This window comes from Actinotignum schaalii, from assembly GCF_028864145.1.
Classification (GTDB): Bacteria; Actinomycetota; Actinomycetes; order Actinomycetales; family Actinomycetaceae; genus Actinotignum; species Actinotignum schaalii_B.
The window spans coordinates 40,114-61,915 of sequence record NZ_JARBHJ010000007.1; the positions used below are offsets into that span (position 1 = coordinate 40,114).

Sequence of the window (21,802 nt, forward strand, 5' to 3'; positions counted from 1 at the left end):
GATGCTGGATACCACAACGGTTATTTTCAATGCGCTCGCGTTGACCGCGCGCCTGGATCGCACCCAGGTGCTCGAGAATTTGGCCGGCGCCGGATTGAAATTAACCGGAGCGTCCAGTGCCGCCGTTCTCATGTTCAATTCGGCGGAAAAGGTGACAAGCATTGTTACCCTGGGCCAGGCGCTACCCGCAGCTGCCAGCCTCACACCCACCAGCCTGGATCGCGACCTCGAATCTCTCGGCAATGAAGATACCATCATGTGGGATCGTGCCGAGGCAGTTAGTGCCGTGCATGATGCGAGCGGCATCACCCCGGAACCTGCCGCGGGAAACACCCCACTTACCGCTGCCAGCTACAGGGATGGACTCTACGGCCCGGGTATCACGAACTTCCTCACCTCGCGTCTCATGACCGGGAATCGGGTGCTCGCCCGAGTCATCTTCTTCAATAAACCCGGTTCTTTTAGCGAAGCAGATATTAACCTCATTGCACTGTTGGCGCGCGCCGCTACTATTGCCGTCGAAAATGCACGCCTGTACGAGGAATCGAATTCCCGTGCGCAATGGCTTTCCGCCTCGCGGCGTATCACTATCGCGCTGCTGCAAGGAAGCGATGAAGAGGAAGCCCTCCAGCTGATCGCCACCGAAATGCGGCGGGTAGCGGATGCCGATCTGGCTCTTATTATCCTTCCCTCGGTGGCTGATACCTGGGCTTGCGAATTTGTGGCGGGCGAGGTCGGGCAGGACCTGGTGGGCACCACTTTCGGGCGGGATTCCCGAGCGCGGGCGGTGGCCCAAAGCGGGCTCGGGCGCATTATTGATACAAGCACCGCGCCACCTTCCCCCGATAATCCGCTCAACCGTTTCGGCCCACTTCTTTACGCGCCGATGGCCGGAGGGGATACCGCGCGCGGTGTTATTATTCTGGCCCGGCTGCGCGGGCGCGCGGAATTCGACATGGTTGATTTAACGATGGCGGAAAGCGTGGCGAATCAGGCAGCCCTCGCCTTGGAGCTGGCTGATGCGCGCTACGTGCAAGCCCAATCGGCACAGTTGGAAGAACGCTCCCGCATTTCGCGCGATCTGCACGATTTCGCGATCCAGCAGCTCTTCGCTTCCGGGATGCGCCTGTCTGCGTTGCGTGATGATCTCGCCACCGAGGACGCGGTGGCCGATAATGTGCTCGATACCCTCGATAACGCCATCGAATCGATTGATGAATCCGTGGCGCAGATCCGCCAGATTATTTACTCGCTGCGCGGCCCGGATACCTCGGTTCCGGTGGTCTCACGCCTGCGCCGCGAGGTGAGCTCCGTGACGGCACAGCTCGGTTTCACCCCGAGCCTGCGTATTAGCGTGCGCGGCGAAGATATTGATAGCGGCACCCACACCGAGATTGATGATGCCATCGGTTCGGATATTAGCGACGACGTTATCGCCGTGGTGCGCGAATGCCTTTCCAATGCGGTGCGCCACGCTCACGCCCATACCATCACAGTCACGGTTACCGTTACCGACCGCGATATTAGCGTGGAAGTTGCCGATGACGGCGTAGGTATTGGCGAATTGAGCCGACGTTCAGGGCTATCTAATCTGGCCGCCCGGGCCCGGCGCCACCACGGTACCTTCTCCATTGCTCCGGGCAGCGAGAGCGGTACGGTAGTGCGCTGGCGGGCCCTCATCGACGGTTAACCGACTACCCGAGTAACCAGGTCAACGGCTCAATAGCTCTATCAACATACCGGTAGCTCAGTCGGTAAACAGCTAATCGCCCGGCACTGGGCCCGGCTACTGGTTGCGCCACCCGGTGGCACGCTGGCCGGCAACCCATGCGGCAACCTGGGTGCGCCGCTGCAAGCCCATCTTGGAGAGCAGCGAGGTAATGTGGTTCTTCACCGTCTTTTCCGCCACCCCGAGCTGCTCGCCGATTTCCCGGTTGGATAGCCCATCCCCGATCAGCTCAAGAACATTGCGTTCCGAGGGGGTGAGATCCGCGGTGGGATCATCATGATCGGCGCGCCGCCGTGAGACCGTGCGCTCGTCGAGAAGAACGCGCCCTTCGGCCACGGCCTTGATATTGTCCGAAATTTCCGCCCCGCGCACCGACTTCAAGAGGTACGCTTTCGCGCCGGCGTTGAGGGATTCGGAGAGGGCGTCGTCGTCATCAAAAGAGGTGAGGACGATGCACTTAGTATCCGGGCTGACCTCCTGGAACTGATTAATAATATCGATTCCGGTGCCGTCCGGGAGCCGCAAATCTACCAGCGCAACATCGGGGAGCACCAGGCCGCCGCGCCGTACCGCTTCTTCTACGCATCCGGCTTCGGCAACCACCTCGAGGCCCTCCGAACGGTCAACCACCTCAATGATTCCCCGCCGTACCACTTCATGATCATCAATAATCATGACGCGAATATTTTGTGCCACGCGCCGGCCCTCCTTTGTTTGCATCGCCATCATCGGTCAATAATCCGCCCTTATTCTACCCAATCGGAGCGACTTGACATACCGGGCACAGCGTGGTGGAACGCCCGCCGAGGGTAATTTTCCGCAAGGGGGTTCCGCAGCGCTCGCAGGGTTGCCCGGCCCGCCCGTAGGCCCGCAAAGACCTCTCAAAATAGCCGCTCTCGCCGTTGACATGCACGTACAGGCGATCAAAAGATGTGCCGCCGGCGGCCAGCGCAGCTTGGAGTACCTCCCGCCCGGCGTGCAGCAGTTCCCGCGCCGCGTGGTTCGCGAGCGCCGTGGTTTCGGGGTGAATACGAGCTCGATAGAGCATTTCATCGGCATAAATATTTCCGATTCCGGAAATGATGTTCTGGTCGAGAAGCACGCGTTTGATCGCGCGCCGGGTGGTGCCGAGAATTTCGAGTAGTGCGGTTTCGTCCAGATGAGGATCGAGCAGGTCTCGGGCAATATGCGCCACGGGCGCGGGTACGACGGCGCGCTCGGACCCCGCCCCGCCCGGCTGGCCATCAGCGGTGGCCTGGAAAGCGACCGGCGCCAGGTAGCCGAAGGTGCGCTGATCCACGAAGTCGAGGACACGGCCGTTATCGAGCGCGAAGCGGGCCCGCAGGTGGCGGCGCTGCCCGGCCGAACCTTCTGCATCGGCGGGAGTTTCTGCACAGGCGGGGCTTCCTTCACCGCCGGCACCCGGCTCATCCACCCTGAATTGCCCGGACATACCCAGGTGAGCGAGGAGGGCCAGATCCTCCCCCATATCGCACCACAGGAATTTTCCGCGCCGTACCACCGCTCGCACGGTACGGCCCACCACCGGGGCCAGGCCCTGCGGGGCACGGCGGATCACGCGGGTGCCGAAAGCCTGCGCGGTAAGGATGCGCCGGCCCGTCAGGTGTTCAGCGAGTCCGCGTCGGATTGATTCAACTTCGGGAAGTTCGGGCACGCCTACCTACTAGGATTCCGCGCCGGCAGTGCCGTCGGTGGCGGAGGCACCCGTGCCGGGAGCTGCGTCGTCGTTCCTATCCTCAGCTGCCGGCTGTACCTCACCCTTCTCGATCAGATCGGCGAGAATCCGGTAGGAGGCTTCGGCGGCGGCGTGGCGCGCATTCTTCTGTGAGCTTCCTTCGCCGCTCCCCCATTCGCGCCCGGCCATGGAGGCCACCGCGGTGAAAACCCGCGCGTGGTCGGGACCGGTGGAGCTCAACTCGAATTCCATGGTGCCTTCCCAGCCCAGGCCATGCGCAAGCTCTTCGAAACTCGTTTGCCAGTCGAGGTTGGGGCCCAGCACCGAGGCATCCTTGATCTTGGAATCGAGGAGCCGGTCCACGATCTCACGGGTTGGTTCCATTCCGTGTTCCAGATAAGTCGCGGCAATTAGGGCTTCCACCGTATCGGAGAGGATGGAATCCTTGTTACGCCCGCCGGAGCGATCCTCCCCGCGGCCCAGGCGCAGGGAGTCACCCAGATTGATCCGCCGCGCCACATCGGCCAAGGCCTTCTCAGACACCGCGTAGGTTTTCATTTGGGACATATCGCCTTCGGAGGCATCGGGGTATTCCCGAAATACTTTCTCCGCGATGATGAGGCCCAGAATGGAATCACCCAGGAATTCCAGGCGTTCGTTATGGGGTTCGTCGTGCTCGAAAGCGAAGCTGCGATGGGTAAGGGCGCGGCGCAGCAAGGGCCGAGGCAGGTCAATTCCCCACTGTTCCACTAATTCACGATAGGCCATGCTTACTCCTGTGCCCGCAGCTGGGCTTCCAGTGCGTCCAGCGCATCCGAGTGCAGGGTGGGTGCCTCGTGGTGGTGCCCTTCGGGCAGGTCTTCCAGGCGTTCCCCACAGCCGGCGCACAGGCCCTGGCACGTGGGGGAACACAGGGGTTGGAAGGGCAGATTGAGCACAATGGCATCGCGGAGCACCGGTTCCAGATCCACGTGGTGATCCTCAATGACCGGGTGTTCTTCGGCGTCCTCATCCCCTTCAGCAATGAGTTCGGCACGCCGCTGCGGGTAGTAGGCCAGATCGGATACTTCCTGGGTGCGTTCTTCGTGGATATCGCGCAGGCAGCGTGAGCACTGGCCCTCCACGGTGAAATGCACTTGCCCGCCAATATAAACACCTTCGGACACCGAGGTGAGGTTGAGATCCACATCAAGTTCGGATCCGGTAGGGACGGCCATGAGCTCGATACCCAGATCCGGGGGCGCCGCGAAGGTTTCCCGCACCGGCATAAAGGACCCGTCGCTACGCGGTAAATCGTGCAGCGAGACAACAAAAGGACTGCGAAGGTCCACTATTCCTCCTCGGAATGATCAAAAACAGCGTCGGTGGTTTCTTGGCGGCTGGCAAGAACTTCCCGGCCCGCGTAAATCTGGGCGAGGGCCGCATCCATTTTTTCGTGCGCGGCCCGCACGGCCTCTTCCAGCGCGGCCGCGACCCCGTTCACCTGGTCTTCCAGATTAGCGAGGGTCGAATCAGAGTAGTGGTTGGCGCCTTCGCGTAGCCGTTCGGCCTTCTGCTTGGCTTCGTCCTCAATTCGCGCGGCGGTGGAGCGCGCCGCAATGGTGATGGCGTCATTGGAGACGAGCCGGCTGGCCTGGGCGCGTGCTTCCGCCACAATATTTTCTGCATCCTGGCGGGCCGAGGCAATAATACTCGCTGCTTCCTGGCGCCCGGAGGCGCGCACCGAATCGATATCAGCCAGCACGTCATCGGCGCGGAGCACCTGATCGGGTACCGCATCGCGGGCTAGCTGGAGCAGGTCACGCACCTCGGATTGGTTGATCATCACCGAGGCGGACATGGGGATGGAACGTGCGTTATCCACCAGGGCGAGGAGCTCATCGAGGATCTCCACCACCGATTCCCCGCGTGTATCGTGAGTCATTGCATCTCCTCTTCCAAAGCCCGCGCCACCCGCGCGGGAACGAAACTCCGCACGTCACCTTTGTGCCGTGCCACATCTTTCACCAGCGAGGAGGCAATATGGCCTTTCGCCGGATCCCCCACCAGGAACACCGTTTCGATCCCCGATATTTCCCGGTTCATGAGCGCCATGGGGTATTCCGCATCCAGATCCACCGCGGAGCGCAGTCCCTTGACGATGGCATCCGCCCTGATATCTCGGCAAAAATCCACCAGCAGCCCGCCGAAATCCTCCACCCGCACATTGGCCATATGGCGCACTTCTTCGCGAATGAACTCCACGCGTTGCCGCGGCGAAAAAAGCGGATTTTTCGAAGAGTTATGCGCGACCAGAATAACAACCTCGTCAAAGAGGGAAGCGGCGCGGGCAAAAACGTCGAGATGTCCAAAAGTGACGGGATCGAAAGACCCGGGGCAGACTGCAAGCGTCATAGTTATAGCCTAATCTTTCCTGAGGCGCTCAGCCTAGTCGACGCGCGACTGCAGCGCGCTCTCGCCGTCCACCGCCGCTTCAGCGCCCTGTGCACTCTCGCTGCGCTGCGCTGTCCACAACGTCGCGGTGCCGTAACGGCGCGAATCATCCAGTTCCCATCCTTCCGGCCAGCTAGGTTCCGGTGAGGAACTATCGCGTTCCACAACGACGACGGCGTCCGCGGCTACGTGCGGGGCCAGGCCGTCGAGCACTTTCGTAATCTGCGCTTCGGTGTAACGATAGGGCGGGTCCACGAAGACGACGTCAAAACGATAATTCGGTTCCTGGGAGAGGTACTTTTCCGCTTTCATCCGGACCACGGTCACATCCAGGTGGGCGCGGGCGGCGTTGTCACGAATAATACTGACCGCCGGCCCTTCCGATTCCACCAGAACAACGGCGCGTGCCCCGCGGCTTTTCGCTTCCAGGCCCAGGGCACCGGAACCGGCAAAAAGATCGAGCACTTCCCCATCGGCGATAAAGCCGCGGTGATCCAGCCGGGAAAATACTGCTTCACGCGCTTTTTCCGAGGTGGGGCGTGTTCCCGAGCTCGGCACCCGCAGAATATGCCCCTTGGCGGTTCCGGCAACAATACGTGTCATTGCTTATCCCCTTTCCAGGTAGGTGGCTCGCTCGGTATCCAATGCGTCCGCCGCTCGCTCCAATTCCGCGCCCACGGCACCGCGCTCTACGAGGTCAGTGGCGGCGGCGCGCGCGGTAGCGATAATATCAGCGTCGCGCACCGCAGAGAGGAAACGCAGGTGGGAGGTGGTTCCCGCCTGCCGAGTTCCGAGCACATCGCCTTCGGAGCGCAGCTCCACATCCTTCTCAGCCAGCGCGAAGCCGTCCGTGGTGGCGGCGAAAGCCGCGAGACGCTCAGCGGCCAGGCTCTCTTCCGGGGCGCCGCTCACCGCCAGGCACAGACCGGCTTTGCTCCCGCGCCCGATGCGCCCGCGCAGCTGGTGCAGCTGGGAAAGCCCGAAACGTTCAGCATTCATAATAATCATCATGGTGGCCTGAGGAACATCCACCCCCACCTCGATGACGGTGGTGGAGACGAGCACGGGGACCCGCCCGGCCGCGAAATCTGCCATGGCGGCGTCTTTGTCAGCCGCGCTCAACCGCCCGTGCATCTCCCCCACCGGGATTCCCGCGAATTGGGGAAGCGCGCGCAGACGTTCGGCCAGTTCAGTTACGGTGGCCAACGTGCCTTCACTGCCCGGGTCCTCCGCGGGCGCGGCTGCGTCGTCGTTCTCACTAATACGGGGAGCGAGCACGTATACGCGCCCGCCTCCCGCTATTTCTTCCCGGGCCCGCCACCACATACGCGCGATCCAGTTCGCACGGTTTTCTGGAACGACGACGGTGCTCACCCCGGAGCGCCCGCCGGGCAGATCACGCAGGGTAGATACCGCCATATCTCCGAAAACCGTCATGGCAACGGTGCGCGGGATGGGAGTGGCGGTCATGACGAGGGTGTGGACGCCGCGCGCGAGGCTATCGCGCTGATCCACCCCGAAGCGGTGCTGTTCATCCACCACGGCCAGACCGAGGAAAGGAATCTGGACGGTATCCGAGAGCAGCGCGTGGGTACCGATAATAATGCCGGCTTCTCCCGAAGCAATCCGGGCAAGCGTGGCGCGACGCTCACTGGCGGTGAGCGAACCGGTGAGGAGTTCCACTCGGGTGGATTGCTCGGCCGCCCCCAGCATCCCGCCCGCGCCCAAATCTCCGAGCAGGTCGCGCACGCTGCGGGCGTGCTGGGCAGCCAGAACTTCGGTAGGTGCCAGGAGCGCCGCCTGGCCGCCCCCGTCGACCACCTGGAGCATGGCACGCAGGGCCACCACGGTTTTCCCGCTTCCCACGTCTCCTTGGAGGAGACGTTGCATCGGGGTGGTGCCCGCCAAATCGGCGGCAATTTCTGCGCCAACCTCGCGCTGCCCGGCGGTGAGTTCAAAGGGCAGGCGGGCATCGAAAGCATCCAGAAGCCCTCCGCTCCGCGGCGGGTAAGCGCTGGTGGGATGCGCGGCGCGAGCGGCGCGGCGCCGGGCGAGGACGGTGTGGAGCACGAGGGCTTCTTCGTGACGGAAGGGCAGTTGGGCGAGCGCTGCACTGATGGGCTCCTCCGGGCGGTGGGCACGGCGCAGAGCTTCAAGCCGGGTGGGCAGACCGTGGGCGTGCCGGTAGCCGTCGGGGAGCAGATCGGGAACATCCACACTGGTCAGCCCGGTAAGAACAGTGCTGACCGCCCGCTCGATTTTCCAGGAGGGCAGCGCAGCGCTGGCATGATAGATGGGGATAGGGCGGCGTAAACGTTCCACGTCAACACTCCCCTCGTCTTCTACCAGGTCGTAATCGGGATGCGTGAGTTGCAGCGTGCCGCGATAAGAACTCACCGTTCCGGAGAATGCCGCGACCGTGCCGGGTTGCAGGCGCCGTTCGTGGTAGGCCAGCACCCGCTGTGACTTCGCGAAAAAGGTGAGGTTGAGTTCGCGGGCGCCGTCGGTCATAAGAACGGAAAGAATAAAGCCGTGCCGCGCGCGCATAGGCCGTAGTTCCGCCCCTACCACCCGGCCGATCACGGTGACGTCCTCACCTTCGCGCACCTGTTCAATGGGCAGGAGTTCACCGCGCCGGGCGTAACGGAAGGGGAGGTGGTAGAGCAGCTCGCCCACCGTATGCAGGCCGAGCCGCGCGAGAGAGGTGGCGCTGCGTTTGCCGAGAGCGCGTTCAAGTGGCACACTCAGCGCGGTCCATCCGTCTGATACCACGGCCGGGGTACCGCCTCGCGTACGTGCCGCCGCCTGCGCACTGTCCATACCGTTCACATTACCGTTACCGCTCTGCAATATTTGTCACGACGACGCCGCCACCCCCGCCACACGTGCCCTACGCCACGGAGGGAACCTTTGGCAAGCAAGCGGCTTACCGCTATACTAGTGGAGTTGTAATTTTCCTATGCGCTCAGGTGTATCTACCGAACAGCGGCAGGTGCGCGAGCGGATCCATGATCAACCGAAGGAGAACACCGTGGCTTCTGTTTGTGACGTCTGCGGCAAGCACCCGGGCTTCGGGAAGAGCGTCTCGCACTCGCACGTGCGTACAAGCCGCCGCTGGAACCCGAATATTCAGCGTGTTCGCGCGCTTGTGAAGGGCGCCCCCAAGCGCCTCAACGTGTGCACCTCGTGCCTCAAGGCCGGCAAGGTGCAGCGCGCCGCCTAAGTACTGTGGCTTCGCTGCGTTCTGGCTCGCTCCCGTGAGTAAGCCGGTGCCAGCATAGGAAGGCCGCACATCTCATTTAGCGATGTGCGGCCTTCCCGTTTAACTAGTCAGGTGACTTTGACGGATACTACTTGGAGAAATCAACAACCATGCGGCCTTCGATCTTGCCAGCCAGCATTTCGTCGATCATATCGTTGATGTCATCGAGCGGACGGGTCGCCACAATCGGCTTGACGAGGCCCTGGGCTCCGAAGTCAAAGGCTTCGGCCAGATCCTGGCGGGTACCCACAAGGGAGCCCACCACCTTGATGCCATCCAGAACGGTGCGGTGAATATTCAGGTCAATGGTGCCCTTGGGAAGTCCCACGCACACCACGGTCCCGGCGGCCTTCATGGCGTCCACCGCCTGGCCGAAAGCAACCTGCGATACCGCGGTCACTACCGCGATATCCACGCCACCCACTTCCTTCTGGATCCATTCCCCGGAGTTAATATCCGAGGAATTCACAACAAGGTCAGCCCCGACCTTCTTTGCCGATTCCAGCTTCTCATCGTTGATATCAACTGCAACCACGCGCGCGCGGAACACATTCTTGGCGTACTGGATAGCCAGGTTACCCAGCCCACCCGCGCCGTAAATCGCCACCCACTGGCCCGGGCGAATATTGCCATTCTTGAGAGCCTTGTAGGTGGTCACGCCCGCGCAAGTAATGGACGAAGCTTCGGCCGGATCCAGCCCTTCGGGAACCTTGACTGCGTAATCTGCCACGACGATGCACTTCTCAGCCATGCCGCCATCAACGCTGTAGCCGGCGTTTTCCACGTTCCGACACAGGGTTTCATCACCGGTTACGCAGTATTCGCAATGACCACAGCCGCGGAAGAACCAGGCAACCGAGACGCGATCTCCCACCTTGAGCGAGGTGACATCTTCACCAATTTGTTCCACAACGCCCACACCCTCGTGGCCGATAATGCGGCCGGGCACGTCGCCGAAATCGCCGAGGGCCACGTGGATATCCGTATGGCACAGGCCGCAGTATTCGATATCGACGAGTGCTTCGTTGGCTTTGATAGGACGCAGTTCGACATCCTTAATGTCAACGTAGCCGTCCGAGGGTTCTCGAACTGTCGCTGCTCGCATTTTCTCCTCCTATTTCAGCGGGAGCATCTTTACTCCCAGTTAAAGCGGTGCGGGTCCTCGCACCACTTCCTATTTTTGCGAGCAGCAGCATAATTTTCCAGGGGAGAACGTCCTTATTTCGCGCAAAAAATAAGTTTAGCCGTTTATATATACACGTTCAATTATTTAGGTGTGTCGAAAATGATCCCAGCCGCTCCCCTGCGTCCAAGTACGCCCGTCCACGGTCACTAACCCACCGGGATGCGCGGCTTCCACTGCCCCGATAAGACTAAAGCCCTCGGGTAGATGCGGAATGCGGGCACCCCAGGCCCGTTCCGGGCTCACGTCCATGGTGGCGAGAAAACCGTGGTCTTCCCCGCCGGTGAGCACGCAGCCATAGGCCCATTCAAGCGGATCTGAACGCCCGAGGTGCCGCGCCACATCAAGAAGATCATGGGCGTGGCGGCTGAGCGTTTCAGAGTGAATATCAATGTGCACCCCGGAGGCAGCGGCTATACGTTGGGCGTCACGGATGAGACCGTCAGAAACATCCATCAGTGCCCCGCGCATTCCGGCGCGCACGGCGCTGAGCACCTCGGTGACGGGCGGGCGCGGGCGCAGAAAATCCTGTATGAGAAGGGTGGCGGCATCCGGGAAAGCGCTTCGTTCCGGGGCGAAACCCCGGTTGAGTAGTTCTAAGCCGGCCGCTGCCCGCCCAAGATTTCCGCAGTGGAGCAGCGGTTGGCCCGGCGCTGCCGCCGAACGTTGCAGCGGGATGCGCCCTTCTAGATCACCCAGAATGGTCGCGCTAATCGCCATATGGCTCCCGCTCACGAGGTCTCCGCCGTCGACCCCACACCCGAGCGGGCCGCAACATTCGGCAAGGCCGCGCGCGAGATCCGTTACCCAGGCCACCGGAACATCCCCCGGCAGCTCCATGGCAACAACAAGAGAACGTGGCCGCGCCCCCATCGCCACGGCATCGGCGATATTTTGGGCGGCGACCCGCCATCCGACATCGCGCCCGCTGGACCAGTCGCGCCGAAAATGCACGCCTTCGACGAGCATATCGGTGGAGACCGTGACCCGGCCGTCGCTCAAGCTCAGCACCGCGCTATCATCCCCGCTGGGAACGATTGTTGTTTCTCCGCGCGGGAGTAGCGGTACGATCTGCGCGAGGAGCTCAGCTTCGCTCAGATCCCGTACCAGTGGCCCGGGACCCTGTGCCGCGCCGCCTCCGGAACCGGCATTCGGCTGCTGAGGTTCGGAACTGCCCACCATTTAACGCAGCCCAACCCCGCGGGCGAGGGCGAGGTCAATAAGTTCGGAAATGAGATCACGATAGCTCAGCCCCGTTTTCTCCCACAGGATGGGGTACATGGACACGGCAGTAAACCCTGGAATCGTATTGTGCTCATTGACGTACATGTCCCCGGTGGCGGTGTAGAAGAAGTCCACGCGCGTCATGCCTTCGCATTCGAAGACTTCGAAAACGCGCCGCGCCAGGCTCCGCATTTTCTCCGCGTCCGCATCCGGGAGCGCCGCGGGAATATCCATATGGAACCCCTCGGTTGCCACGTATTTCGTAGCGTAGTCATACCATTGCACGTCCAGAACGATCTCCCCGAGCACGGAGGCCCGTGGCGCGGCCCCGTCGCGCCCGCCGAGCACGGCACACTCAATTTCACGGCCCGGGATCCCGGTTTCCACAATAACTTTAGGATCGACGGCGCGCGCTGTGGCAATGGCGGCATCGAGCTGTGAAAGCTCAGCCACCCGCGTTATCCCCAGCGAAGATCCGGCACGAGCTGGTTTGACGTAAACGGGAAGTTGTAAACGTTCAGCAACGTCCGCGCGCACCCCATCGGGATCGGCCTTCCAGCGCTGCGGTTCCACGAGCACGTAGGGAGCAACCGGAAGCCCGGCTGATTCCAGCACCAGTTTCATATAGTGCTTATCCATAGCCGCAGCGGAGGCGAAAACTCCGCAGCCCACGTAGGGAATACCCATCATTTCGAAAGTTCCCTGGATGGTGCCATCCTCACCAAAGGGGCCGTGGAGCAGCGGGAAGGCGACGTCGATAGCACCGAGACTGCGTGAGCTACCGTCCTCCCCGCGCACCACAAAACCGCCTCCGGGGCCGAAATCCGCTAGCACGCGCTTCCCGCGATACCGCACCTCCGCGCCGGCTGCCACCTCCTCCGTGCTCATGGGAACCCAGATTCCTTCGGAGGTAATTCCGATAGGGATAACGGTGTAGCGCTCCGGGTCAATGGCTCCCAGAACGGAAGCTGCGGTCAGGCAAGAGACGGAGTGTTCTCCGGACACACCCCCGTAGATGAGGGCGACGTGATGTGTGGCCACGAATGGACACCTTTCTACTCAGTGCTGTACCCAGGGTAGTACGCCAGGCCGCGCGGCAAGGTGACAAACCCGGGCGCGGCCTACTACAGTAAACATATGACACAGAACACAGCGAAGTTATTTGTCCTGCTAGCGGGCAGTGCCGCCCTCGCGCTGGCCGGTTGTTCCGCACCCGGAAAAGGTGCCGCAGCTAGCGATGCTTCCACCGCCCCCGCCACCCCGACTGCCTCAGCTTCGGCTCCGGCGGTGAGCCAGTCGCCCAGCCTCACGCCCAAGGATGCGCAAGCCTCCCTCAAAGGTTTTATTGAAGGTGACTCACAGTCCCCGAACTATCCCAAGCTCACTGAAAACTCCGCGGTTCCTACCGCGGTTCGGGTGGCCGGCCACGAAGGTTGGGATCGCGTGGTCGTGGAATATGACAGCGACGCCGATCTGGAATGGTTCAGTTTCTTCGGTGATGAAGCCATTCAGGACGGTTCCGGGCGCCCCTTAGATATTCCGGGCAAGCGTTTCCTTACCCTGAGCATTTCCGGGGTGACCTACCCAGAAGATCCTGCTCAAGCCGCAGATCTCTCCGTTCCAAACCTCGGGGGTGCGAAAGTGATCCAGGGTGTTCATGTGGAACATGCTTTTGAAGGCATGCACCAGATCCATATCGGGCTGGATAAGGACCGTCCCTACCGGGTTCAGGTACTGGAGAGCCCCAAACGGGTCGTTATTGACGTTGCCAATAACTAATACCTTTGAATAGGTAAAACTAAGGAACGGCCTGGTAGTTATGTACTACCAGGCCGTGCTTATTTAACGATGCGCCGCGGCTCCCTTAGTTATCCAGGGGCGTAACATCCGCACCCAGGGCCTGGAGTTTATCCAGGAACTTTTCGTATCCGCGATCGATAATATCCACCCCGGATACCCGGGATTCCCCTTCGGCTGCCAGCGCGGCAATGAGGTGGGAGAATCCCCCACGCAGATCAGGAACCACAATATCGGTGGCCCGCAGCGGGGTAGGCCCTTGGATGACAGCCGAGTGGTAGAAGTTACGCTGCCCGAAACGGCATTCGTGCCCGCCCAAGCATTCGCGGTAGGTCTGGATATTGGCACCCATATCCCGCAGCGCTTCGGTGAAGCCGAAACGGTTTTCGTAGACGGTTTCGTGGACGATGGACATACCTTCAGCCTGGGTAAGCGCGACGACGAGCGGCTGCTGCCAGTCGGTCATAAAACCGGGGTGCACATCCGTTTCAAAAGATACGGATTGTAGCGCGCCGCCCGGGTGCCAGAAGCGGATGCCGTGGTCGCGCACATCGAATTTGCCGCCGACTTTCCGGAAAAGATTGAGGAAGGAAGTCATCGACTGCTGTTCGGCCCCACGTACGAAAATATCCCCGCCGGTGGCTAGGGCAGCCGCAGCCCAGGAGCCTGCTTCGATGCGGTCAGGTAGGGAAGTATGGGAGTAACCGACCAGTTCATCCACGCCTTCCACGCGGATAACGCGATCAGTATCCACCGAAATAATCGCACCCATTTTCTGGAGTACCGCTATGAGATCCATGATCTCGGGTTCCACCGCGGCATTGGACAGCTCCGTCACGCCCTCCGCCATCACCGCGGTAAGAAGGGTTTGTTCGGTGGCCCCTACCGAGGGATAGGGCAGGCGCACCGGCTTGGCCCGCAAGCCCTTGGGTGCCACCAAGTGCATTCCTGCTTCTTCTTGGACGCGCTTGGCACCGAATTCTTCCAGGACACGCAGATGGAAGTCCACAGGGCGCGAGCCGATATGACACCCGCCCAGGTCCGGAATATACGCCTCGCCCAGGCGGTGCAGCAGCGGGCCCGCAAAAAGAATGGGGATACGTGAGGAACCGGCCAGGGCATTCACTTCGTGCGGATCGTGGGGCAGGTGAATATCACCGGGGGTGATTTCCACGGTACCGGCTTCCGGCTGGTAATTGACCGCCACGCCGTGCAGGCCGAGCAGCTCCGAGACCACGGTAACGTCACGGATTTGCGGCACATTGCGCAGCACGGATGTTTCTTTGGTGAGCAGGGAAGCAACCATGGATTTCGACACAAAATTCTTTGCGCCGCGCACAGTAATCTCACCGCTCAGGGGGACTCCTCCGCGAACCACAAGTTGGGACACCATACTCTCCGCCTTTCTCGCGTGTCACAGGTACCCAGCCAGCATACCGGCCCGCGGCCGATTTCCGGAGTTATGAGGATATCCGGGTGGCGCTATGCCTGCGAATCGGGGGCCAGGCGCGCCGAACGTACTGGCACCTCGGGAAGGTGCCGCTGCGGCAGGGTACGCGGAGTAAAACCCGGCTGATGGGCTTCGTATTCCTCGATGAGGGAGATATCACGCAAAGTCAGGGCAATATCATCCAGGCCTTCCATGAGACGCCAGCGGGTATACGAATCGATCTCAAAGGGGAAGGTGGCATCCGCGCAGCGCACCTCACCGGCCTCCAGGTCAACGGTCAGCTCCCGGCCCGGCTTTTCTTCCAAAAGTTCCCACAGCCTCGTGGCGGCGTCGTCGCTAATTTTCCCCGCAACCAGGCCCTGTTTCCCCATATTGCCGCGGAAAATATCACCGAACCTCGGGCTGAGAACAGCGCGGAAACCGTAATCGCGCAGCGCCCACACGGCATGTTCACGTGAAGAACCGGTACCGAAATCCCGCCCGGCAACCAGAATTGAACCGGCCGCGTACGGGACTTGGTTGAGAATAAAACCGGGGTCTTTGCGCCGTTCGTGGAAGAGTGCGTCCTCGTAACCGCTTTTGGTGATGCGTTTGAGGTAGCGAGCGGGCAGGATCTGATCGGTATCCACCTCGGTTTCGCGCAAGGGAACTCCGATACCGGTGTGCTGGGTGAAAATTTCCACGGGTCTGTTCTTTCTACATTCTACGAGCGGGCGGCGCGGCCCACGGCCGGTACAGCGCGGACTGCGGCCGGTAGGGTACCCGCACCCGCGACCGGGGCGAGATCCGCAGGATGGGAAATATGGCCGGTGACCGCGGTGGCGGCGGCCACCAGCGGGGAAACGAGGTGGGTGCGCCCGCCCGGGCCCTGCCGGCCGCGAAAATTACGATTTGACGTCGAGGCGCAGCGCTCGCCAAATGTGAGCTGGTCAGGATTCATCCCCAGACACATGGAACAGCCCGCATTGCGCCACTCGGCACCGAAAGCCCGGAAAACTTCATCCAGTCCTTCGGCTTCTGCTTGGAGGCGCACCCGCGCCGAAGCCGGCACGATCATGACGCGCAGGTCTTTGGCTTTGTGGCGCCCGCGCCACACCGCGGCCACCGAGCGCAGATCTTCAATACGTCCGTTCGTGCACGAACCGATAAAGACGGTATCCACGTGAATATCACGCATGGGCGTGCCCGGCCGCAGATCCATATATGCGAGGGCTTCACGCGCGGCTTGGCGCTCTTTTTCTTCCGGAAGTGTTTCCGGATAAGGAACGACGCCGGACAGCGGCACCCCTTGTCCAGGATTCGTGCCCCAGGTGACAATGGGCTCAATTTCAGAGGCTTCAAGAACAACTTCGGTATCGAAAAGCGCGTCCGGATCGGTGTAGAGAGTGGACCAGTATGCTACCGCGGCATCCCAGGCATCCTCCCGCGGGGCGTGCGGGCGCCCGCGCACATAATCCACCGTGGTGGCGTCCGGGGCTACCAGCCCGGCGCGCGCCCCAGCCTCAATGGACATATTGCAGATCGTCATACGTGCTTCCATGGACAGTGCCCGGATTGCCTCCCCGCGGTATTCGATAATGTGCCCGGACGCTCCGTTAGTTCCGATCTTGGCGATAACAGCGAGGATGATGTCCTTCGCCGTTGTTCCTTCCCGCAGGGTGCCGTTGACGGTAATGGCCATATTTTTGAAACGCTGGAGGGGCAGGGTTTGGGTGGCGAGGACGTGCTCAACTTCCGAGGTGCCAATACCAATCCCGATGGAGCCGAAAGCACCGTGGGTCGAGGTATGAGAGTCCCCGCACACAATCGTCATACCCGGTTGGGTCAGGCCCAGCTGCGGGCCAACCGCGTGGACAATTCCCTGATCCGCGTGTCCTAGCGAATAAATGGGGATGCCGAACTCCGCGACGTTAGCACGCAGCGCTTCCACCTGTTTGCGCGAAGTGGTATTCGCGATGGGACGATCAATGTCAATGGTGGGAACGTTGTGGTCCTCCGTGGCAACGGTGCGGTCCGGGCAGCGCACTGGCCGCCCTTCCAGGCGCAATCCGTCAAAGGCCTGCGGGCTGGTTACTTCGTGGATGAGATGCAGATCAATGTAGAGAAGGTCGGGCGTTCCTTCCTCGCCACGCCGCACCAGATGGGCATCCCAGATCTTATCCGCGAGTGTGCGCCCCATCCCGGCCCTCCCCTCCTCCTCGGGTATCTTCCCGGGTTCTTCTTGCTGTTACTTTTCTGCTTTTCTACTTTTCCAACGGTGATCGGTTGTGGTGGTCCGCGGACCACTGTACCGAACCTAGTCCACATGGCAAGATAAAAGTCTCATAATATGGACATTACGCTGCTGTAACGCGGCGGCTCCGGAGTCTCGAAGTGGTCCGGGGAAGTTTTAGCAATGCACGCAGAAGCCACGGCACTGCGCGCGGCACCACAGTGTGGACATTTGCATCTCACTTATTGAGATGAGAAAATTTCGGTATGGTTGATTCTCCTCACGCTCAGCCTGCGCCCGCCCCGGAGGGAAGTGGTGTGGGCGTTCTCGATAAGGCTGCCGCCGTGCTCGATGCTCTCGAGGCGGGCCCGCAAACATTAGCGCAACTGGTGACCGCTACCCATTTAGCACGGCCGACGGCGCATCGACTGGCCGTCGCACTGGAATACCACCGTTTCGTTTCCCGCGATAACGAAGGGCGTTTTTCTTTGGGGCCGCGCCTGGGTGAACTCTCCTCCGCCACCGGTGAAGACAGACTCATCGCCGCGGCGAATCCCGTGCTTATCGCGCTGCGTGACCATACCGGGGAATCTTCTCAGCTCTACCGCCGCCAGGGCGACCAGCGCATTTGCGTGGCGAATGCCGAACGAACCATGGGTCTGCGCGATTCCATCCCGGTGGGCGCTTCCCTCTCGATGAAGGCAGGCTCGGCAGCGCAGGTGTTACTCGCATGGGAGGAGCCCGATCAATTGCATCGCGGTTTGCAGGGCGCTTCCTTTACGGCCACGAATCTTTCCGCGGTGCGTCGGCGTGGTTGGGCGCAAAGCGTGGGTGAACGCGAAGCCGGTGTGGCTTCTATCTCCGCACCGGTACGCGGGCCGAGCGGCCGGGTTATTGCAGCGGTATCCATTTCTGGGCCGCTGGAGCGGATGGGCCGCCAGCCCGGGCGGGTACATTCGGCAGCGGTGGTGGCCGCCGCCGGGCGCCTCACCGACGTTCTTCAAACAACCGAGGGCATTAGCGAGTAGTCGAGGACTACCACCCACTACTGTTCCGAATGGCCCGGTCATATTCTGCAAGGACCAAAGGAACCACCTCCTCCCAACCGTATCCGGGCGCCACGCTCGCATTATGGTGAGCCATGCGGGTGCGCAGCGCGGTATCTTCTACCAGGCGGGCCAACTGCGCGATCATATCCGCATCTGTTTCTGCCAGGAGTGCCGAGCGCCCGTCCTCAAGGAAATCATCAGCTCCGGTACCGGCCGGAGAAATAATGGGCAGCCCGGCCGCTCGCGCTTCCAGGGTGGCAATCCCGAAGGCTTCGCGGCGTGAACTGGTGAGATAAATATCCGCGTGCCGGTAGGCATCCATGAGTCCGGCCCGATCCGTGCGGCCGGGAAGATGAAGCCAGCTTCCCCCGGGACCCGGGTTCCCGCGCGAACGCCCGCGCCGTTCCAATTGGGAGCGTAGCGGGCCATCCCCGTAAATGGTGAGGTGGATATCCCGCCCGGTAAGCTGGCGTGCTCCGGCCACGCAGTCAATGAGGGCAGCATTGCGTTTACGCGGAGCCAGGCGCCGTGCGGCCACAACCTCCACTGGGACACCCGGCCGATTCGCCAGGCCTGGAACCCCGCCAGCACCAGCTACCCCGAGAGTACGTGAGGCAGCCGAAGTACCCCGATGCCCGAGGCGATAGGCAGCAACCGTGCGCCACTCCCCCAGATCCACACCGTTGGGAATAACTTTTACGTCACCACCCACCGCCCGGTGTACCTGCCCGGCCACCCACGTGGATACCGCGTTATGGACGACGCCACGCGCGGTAACCCAGCGCAGCGGGGCAAGTAGCTTTTCCACCGGATCCAATACGCAGTGCCAGGTCACAGTAGTGGGGATACCTTCCGCCGCGGCGATGCGCATGGCCGCCCAGGCAAAAGGCGAAACCACCCCCGCTTGAATATGCACCACATCCGCACCGCGCATGGAAGCACGCAACTGGGCACCGTGCCCCGGGGATACCGGGAGATGACCGAAGAGTGCTGAAGTAATGCGCTGGACGGGAATACCCGCCACAATATCCCGATCCGCTGGGATCCCGGGATCCGGAGGGGTATCGCGCGGGGTGGCGGTGATAACCAGCACCCGGTGGCCGGCATCCCGCAAGGCTAGGGCAAGATCACGGGTTTGAGCTTCGATCCCGCCCAGGCGCGGGAGGAAGCAATCCGAGACAAGCGCGATGCGCATAAGCCCTCACTTTCTTACGGAAGATACCCCACGGAGGAGTTCCATTGATGGAGCATCCCACCCCCGGCGGGTAGGTGCGCCGTCGTTCTTTTTCCTAGCGTCAGCTTAGCGCCCGCATCTGACAGAAAAAGCACCCGGAACGGAATGCTCTTTGCCTGGGCGTGCCCGGGCCTTAAACTAAAGCATGGCTATTCTTCCTATCTACATCACCGGCGATCCCGTTCTGCATCGGCCGGCCGAGCCCATTACGGAATTTAACGAGGAACTGGCACAGTTGGTCGAAGATATGTATGAGACCACGGTGGCGGCTCCCGGGGTGGGGCTGGCCGGGCCGCAGGTCGGTATTGGCAAACAGATTTTTGTGTGGGTCTATGCCGATCAGGATGAGGCTCCCGAGCGCGGCGTCGCTATTAATCCCACGCTGTTTATTGAACCTGTGAATCCGGATGAAGAGCCTTTCGAAGAAGGGTGCCTGTCCTTCCCCGGCGAACAGTATCCCCTGGCGCGCTCCCCGCGCGCTTTGCTGCGGGCGCAAAACGAAAAGGGCGAGCATTACGAAATCGAGGCAACCGGGTGGTTCGCGCGCATTCTCCAGCATGAATATGACCACCTCACCGGTCATTTGTACGTGGATCGGCTCACGGGGCGCGAGGAAGCCGCAGCGAAACGTGCCAAGCGTGAGCACGGCTGGGGCAAAAAGGGGAATACCTGGCTGCCCGGGCGCGACAACCTCGAATACTAGCGCTTTCGGTCCCGCGTAGCCGCCGCGCGGACTCCCATTCATTTTTTGTTCATATTTCGGTAACGTGAGATGGATATTTTTGGCGACATGATTGCATCCCATCCCAGCTCTTCGGCCCGCACCGTCGCGGTGTGCGCGGATGGGCTGGGGCGCAATCGTGCCCTGAATAACCTCATTATCGAGATGCTCGAACGCGGGCATGCCACCTGTGCAACCCTCCTAGTTGCTGCCCCCGCGGCGGATCACGCCCTGCGGGCTTTGGCGGCCGTCGGCATTGATCCGGGGCGGATTTTGCTGGGTTTCGCCATTAGCTCGCAGGGGCCCGGGGCTCCGTGGCGCGCCGTCGCCGCGCACGCCTCAAGTTTGACGGACCGCGGCGGGCGCTACCTTTCCGCGGAAGAAAGCACCGGTCCCCCGCAACTCGAGCGTGCAGACATCCTCACGGAATTGGCCGCGCAATTCTCCTGGATGGAGGACCGTGGCTATCGCCCCGCGGGTATTGCTGGCCCCCGCTACGGTCGCGATTTTCGCGGGCGCGGCCTGGTTATTGATTGCGCCCTGGAGTTTTGCGGGCGCGTTGGGGTGCCGCTGCGTTACGCGCGCCGGGGTGATCCGCTCCTGGCCGCTTCGCGGTACCTGGCGGATCTGGGTGCAGGGGCCGGAGAAGGTTCGGCGCGGCACGCGAACTCCGGTACCGATGCGGATGTGGTAGCTGCGCACGCGCGGCGTGTGGAACGTGCGGATGCTCTTGGGGTACGGCTTCCGGACGACGTCGTTTTCTTCCCACCCGAGTTCCCCGCCGAAAGTTACGGGGAATTACGCCATGCCTACCTTTCGGCTTTGGAGGAATGCGCTGGTCCGGCAATCCAGGTGGTATTCACTCCGGCCCGCGAGGATAGCGGAGCCGGGCGCGGGGAATGGGAAACCCGGCTCATGCGCGATCCGTCATTCTTGCGGGCGGTAGCGCGGGCGCGGTGTGCCGATGTGCAAGGGATATCTACTGTGTCGGCTGGCAGTAAGGCCACGTTGAAAGTTGTTGAAGGTAAGCTCGTGGCAGCGAGTGACACCAGATTTGACGATGATGTTATGCACAACGTGATTGATGATATGCGTAAATAACGCGCTCTTCGCGGGTAAGTAGATAGAAATGGTCGCTAACACCCGGACTTTTCCTTGCTACGCCAACAGAAAATTCGGGCCGCCACGCATCGCAGGCGAATCGTGGGTAGAGGTGTCAAAGTGGGCATCTTGAACCGTATGGGCACACAGTGCGCATTCAGGACGGGGCTGCCGTTGCTGTGACTTTGATTTCGGACAAACGCGGCGACCTTCCCGCGAGAACCTTATGGATCTCACCAACTTCAATAGTCACACCAGCACCTGCAGGGGCGGTATGTGTTTTCAGAGCTGTACTGCACTTGTCGTACATGCGAAGTACATCCCGGAAAAACATACCGTCCTCGCCTGCGCGGCGGTCGGCTAGGCGGGACGGCGAGCCAAAGTGTGAGTCCGGGGCATCGCCTCCCACAGGATGTGCGTAAGAGACACAAAACCGCCCCGAAACGGTGCTCTCCCGCACATTTTGTTTGCGGGACGCAGTTCACGGTAGTTCCGGGCCGGATCCAAGCCAACGACACGCCGTCATTAGCAACTATTTTTATCTATTAACCCACTTGTATAGCGCCCTCGGATAATCATGCGGTTCCACCTCCCTGCATTCGGGTAAATAGACAGAAATGGTTGCTAATACCCGGACTTTCCCTTGCTATACCAACAGAAAGTCCGGGTTATTGAGCTTTTCGACCTCAATAACCTTGCATGCTTGACAAA

At 61.4% G+C, this 21,802-nt stretch carries 21 protein-coding genes; 6 read left to right on the forward strand and 15 right to left on the reverse strand.

From position 1 onward, the window contains the following. The first annotated feature begins 1 nt into the window (after position 1). A complete protein-coding gene (locus PWJ82_RS02565; RefSeq protein ID WP_274735166.1) occupies positions 2-1,690 on the forward strand; it encodes a GAF domain-containing sensor histidine kinase in 1,689 nt (562 codons plus the stop codon). 96 nt (positions 1,691-1,786) lie between these two features. Here the strand turns inward: PWJ82_RS02565 and PWJ82_RS02570 are convergent, their stop codons facing one another. The 8 genes from PWJ82_RS02570 to PWJ82_RS02605 form a co-directional block, all read right to left on the reverse strand. After that, the gene (locus PWJ82_RS02570; protein WP_039899046.1) at positions 1,787-2,404 is read right to left on the reverse strand and encodes a response regulator; all 618 of its coding nucleotides are present in this window, start codon (positions 2,402-2,404) and stop codon (positions 1,787-1,789) included. A gap of 76 nt (positions 2,405-2,480) precedes the next feature. Next, the gene (gene mutM, locus PWJ82_RS02575; protein WP_274735168.1) at positions 2,481-3,404 is read right to left on the reverse strand and encodes a bifunctional DNA-formamidopyrimidine glycosylase/DNA-(apurinic or apyrimidinic site) lyase; all 924 of its coding nucleotides are present in this window, start codon (positions 3,402-3,404) and stop codon (positions 2,481-2,483) included. Between the two features lie 9 nt (positions 3,405-3,413). After that, complete coding sequence (gene rnc, locus PWJ82_RS02580) at positions 3,414-4,193, reverse strand: ribonuclease III (RefSeq protein ID WP_274735170.1); 780 nt, start codon at positions 4,191-4,193, stop codon at positions 3,414-3,416. Positions 4,194-4,195: 2 nt separating this feature from the next. Then, positions 4,196-4,756 (reverse strand): YceD family protein, encoded by a 561-nt coding sequence (locus tag PWJ82_RS02585; protein ID WP_274735171.1) that lies wholly within the window; start codon positions 4,754-4,756, stop codon positions 4,196-4,198. After that, entirely contained in the window at positions 4,756-5,349 is a 594-nt protein-coding gene (locus PWJ82_RS02590) for a hypothetical protein (RefSeq protein WP_274735173.1), read from the reverse strand. The genes PWJ82_RS02585 and PWJ82_RS02590 overlap by 1 nt, the downstream gene beginning before the upstream one ends. Continuing rightward, positions 5,346-5,819, reverse strand: coding sequence for a pantetheine-phosphate adenylyltransferase (coaD, locus tag PWJ82_RS02595; RefSeq protein WP_016442914.1), 474 nt, complete (start codon positions 5,817-5,819; stop codon positions 5,346-5,348). Before coaD ends, PWJ82_RS02590 begins: the two co-directional genes overlap by 4 nt. Before the next feature lie 33 nt (positions 5,820-5,852). After that, positions 5,853-6,461 (reverse strand): 16S rRNA (guanine(966)-N(2))-methyltransferase RsmD, encoded by a 609-nt coding sequence (rsmD, locus tag PWJ82_RS02600; RefSeq protein ID WP_016442915.1) that lies wholly within the window; start codon positions 6,459-6,461, stop codon positions 5,853-5,855. 3 nt (positions 6,462-6,464) lie between these two features. Then, positions 6,465-8,678 (reverse strand): ATP-dependent DNA helicase RecG, encoded by a 2,214-nt coding sequence (locus PWJ82_RS02605; RefSeq protein ID WP_274735175.1) that lies wholly within the window; start codon positions 8,676-8,678, stop codon positions 6,465-6,467. 211 nt (positions 8,679-8,889) lie between these two features. On the opposite strand from PWJ82_RS02605, the gene rpmB reads away from it, so the two are divergent. Next, a complete protein-coding gene (rpmB, locus tag PWJ82_RS02610; protein WP_016442917.1) occupies positions 8,890-9,081 on the forward strand; it encodes a 50S ribosomal protein L28 in 192 nt (63 codons plus the stop codon). A 127-nt stretch (positions 9,082-9,208) separates the two neighbouring features. Here rpmB and adhP read toward each other — a convergent pair whose 3' ends face one another. The 3 genes from adhP to PWJ82_RS02625 all read right to left on the reverse strand — a co-directional run bounded on the left by adhP (position 9,209) and on the right by PWJ82_RS02625 (position 12,568). Beyond that, positions 9,209-10,225 carry an alcohol dehydrogenase AdhP gene (adhP, locus tag PWJ82_RS02615; protein ID WP_016442920.1) on the reverse strand — a complete coding sequence of 339 codons (1,017 nt, stop codon included), beginning with the start codon at positions 10,223-10,225 and terminating at the stop codon, positions 9,209-9,211. A gap of 165 nt (positions 10,226-10,390) precedes the next feature. After that, positions 10,391-11,485, reverse strand: a complete 1,095-nt coding sequence (gene thiL / locus PWJ82_RS02620) for a thiamine-phosphate kinase (protein ID WP_274735178.1) — start codon at positions 11,483-11,485, stop codon at positions 10,391-10,393. Next, complete coding sequence (locus PWJ82_RS02625; RefSeq protein ID WP_274735180.1) at positions 11,486-12,568, reverse strand: D-alanine--D-alanine ligase family protein; 1,083 nt, start codon at positions 12,566-12,568, stop codon at positions 11,486-11,488. It lies immediately after the preceding gene. Positions 12,569-12,664: 96 nt separating this feature from the next. On the opposite strand from PWJ82_RS02625, the gene PWJ82_RS02630 reads away from it, so the two are divergent. Further along, a complete protein-coding gene (locus tag PWJ82_RS02630; protein WP_274735182.1) occupies positions 12,665-13,306 on the forward strand; it encodes an AMIN-like domain-containing (lipo)protein in 642 nt (213 codons plus the stop codon). Positions 13,307-13,391: 85 nt separating this feature from the next. Here PWJ82_RS02630 and murA read toward each other — a convergent pair whose 3' ends face one another. The 3 genes from murA to leuC all read right to left on the reverse strand — a co-directional run bounded on the left by murA (position 13,392) and on the right by leuC (position 16,953). Then, the gene (gene murA / locus PWJ82_RS02635; protein WP_274735184.1) at positions 13,392-14,717 is read right to left on the reverse strand and encodes a UDP-N-acetylglucosamine 1-carboxyvinyltransferase; all 1,326 of its coding nucleotides are present in this window, start codon (positions 14,715-14,717) and stop codon (positions 13,392-13,394) included. 89 nt (positions 14,718-14,806) lie between these two features. Then, positions 14,807-15,457, reverse strand: coding sequence for a 3-isopropylmalate dehydratase small subunit (leuD, locus tag PWJ82_RS02640; RefSeq protein ID WP_274735186.1), 651 nt, complete (start codon positions 15,455-15,457; stop codon positions 14,807-14,809). A gap of 20 nt (positions 15,458-15,477) precedes the next feature. Next, on the reverse strand, positions 15,478-16,953 hold the full coding sequence (gene leuC, locus PWJ82_RS02645; protein ID WP_274735187.1) for a 3-isopropylmalate dehydratase large subunit: 1,476 nt from the start codon (positions 16,951-16,953) through the stop codon (positions 15,478-15,480). Between the two features lie 299 nt (positions 16,954-17,252). Between leuC and PWJ82_RS02650 the strand changes: the two genes are divergently transcribed. Further along, positions 17,253-18,014: an IclR family transcriptional regulator gene (locus tag PWJ82_RS02650; RefSeq protein ID WP_051107003.1), complete on the forward strand. Its 762-nt coding sequence runs from the start codon at positions 17,253-17,255 to the stop codon at positions 18,012-18,014. A 7-nt stretch (positions 18,015-18,021) separates the two neighbouring features. Here PWJ82_RS02650 and PWJ82_RS02655 read toward each other — a convergent pair whose 3' ends face one another. Further along, positions 18,022-19,230 (reverse strand): glycosyltransferase family 4 protein, encoded by a 1,209-nt coding sequence (locus PWJ82_RS02655; protein ID WP_274735190.1) that lies wholly within the window; start codon positions 19,228-19,230, stop codon positions 18,022-18,024. Positions 19,231-19,414: 184 nt separating this feature from the next. Here PWJ82_RS02655 and def point away from each other — a divergent pair, with 184 nt between their 5' ends. Together def and PWJ82_RS02665 are read left to right on the forward strand one after the other, a co-directional pair. Continuing rightward, complete coding sequence (gene def / locus PWJ82_RS02660; RefSeq protein WP_016442929.1) at positions 19,415-19,972, forward strand: peptide deformylase; 558 nt, start codon at positions 19,415-19,417, stop codon at positions 19,970-19,972. Positions 19,973-20,041: 69 nt separating this feature from the next. Continuing rightward, the gene (locus PWJ82_RS02665; RefSeq protein ID WP_274735191.1) at positions 20,042-21,091 is read left to right on the forward strand and encodes a ChbG/HpnK family deacetylase; all 1,050 of its coding nucleotides are present in this window, start codon (positions 20,042-20,044) and stop codon (positions 21,089-21,091) included. Positions 21,092-21,802: the final 711 nt, after the last annotated feature.

Coding starts and splice junctions, on each gene's coding strand:
- PWJ82_RS02565 (WP_274735166.1), top strand. CDS start 2: ATGCTGGATACCACAACGGTTATTTTCAATGCGCTCGCGTTGACCGCG.
- PWJ82_RS02570 (WP_039899046.1), bottom strand. CDS start 2,404: ATGATTATTGATGATCATGAAGTGGTACGGCGGGGAATCATTGAGGTG.
- rnc (WP_274735170.1), bottom strand. CDS start 4,193: ATGGCCTATCGTGAATTAGTGGAACAGTGGGGAATTGACCTGCCTCGG.
- PWJ82_RS02590 (WP_274735173.1), bottom strand. CDS start 5,349: ATGACTCACGATACACGCGGGGAATCGGTGGTGGAGATCCTCGATGAG.
- coaD (WP_016442914.1), bottom strand. CDS start 5,819: ATGACGCTTGCAGTCTGCCCCGGGTCTTTCGATCCCGTCACTTTTGGA.
- rsmD (WP_016442915.1), bottom strand. CDS start 6,461: ATGACACGTATTGTTGCCGGAACCGCCAAGGGGCATATTCTGCGGGTG.
- PWJ82_RS02605 (WP_274735175.1), bottom strand. CDS start 8,678: ATGGACAGTGCGCAGGCGGCGGCACGTACGCGAGGCGGTACCCCGGCC.
- adhP (WP_016442920.1), bottom strand. CDS start 10,225: ATGCGAGCAGCGACAGTTCGAGAACCCTCGGACGGCTACGTTGACATT.
- thiL (WP_274735178.1), bottom strand. CDS start 11,485: ATGGTGGGCAGTTCCGAACCTCAGCAGCCGAATGCCGGTTCCGGAGGC.
- PWJ82_RS02630 (WP_274735182.1), top strand. CDS start 12,665: ATGACACAGAACACAGCGAAGTTATTTGTCCTGCTAGCGGGCAGTGCC.
- murA (WP_274735184.1), bottom strand. CDS start 14,717: ATGGTGTCCCAACTTGTGGTTCGCGGAGGAGTCCCCCTGAGCGGTGAG.
- leuC (WP_274735187.1), bottom strand. CDS start 16,953: ATGGGGCGCACACTCGCGGATAAGATCTGGGATGCCCATCTGGTGCGG.
- PWJ82_RS02650 (WP_051107003.1), top strand. CDS start 17,253: ATGGTTGATTCTCCTCACGCTCAGCCTGCGCCCGCCCCGGAGGGAAGT.
- PWJ82_RS02655 (WP_274735190.1), bottom strand. CDS start 19,230: ATGCGCATCGCGCTTGTCTCGGATTGCTTCCTCCCGCGCCTGGGCGGG.
- def (WP_016442929.1), top strand. CDS start 19,415: ATGGCTATTCTTCCTATCTACATCACCGGCGATCCCGTTCTGCATCGG.
- PWJ82_RS02665 (WP_274735191.1), top strand. CDS start 20,042: ATGGATATTTTTGGCGACATGATTGCATCCCATCCCAGCTCTTCGGCC.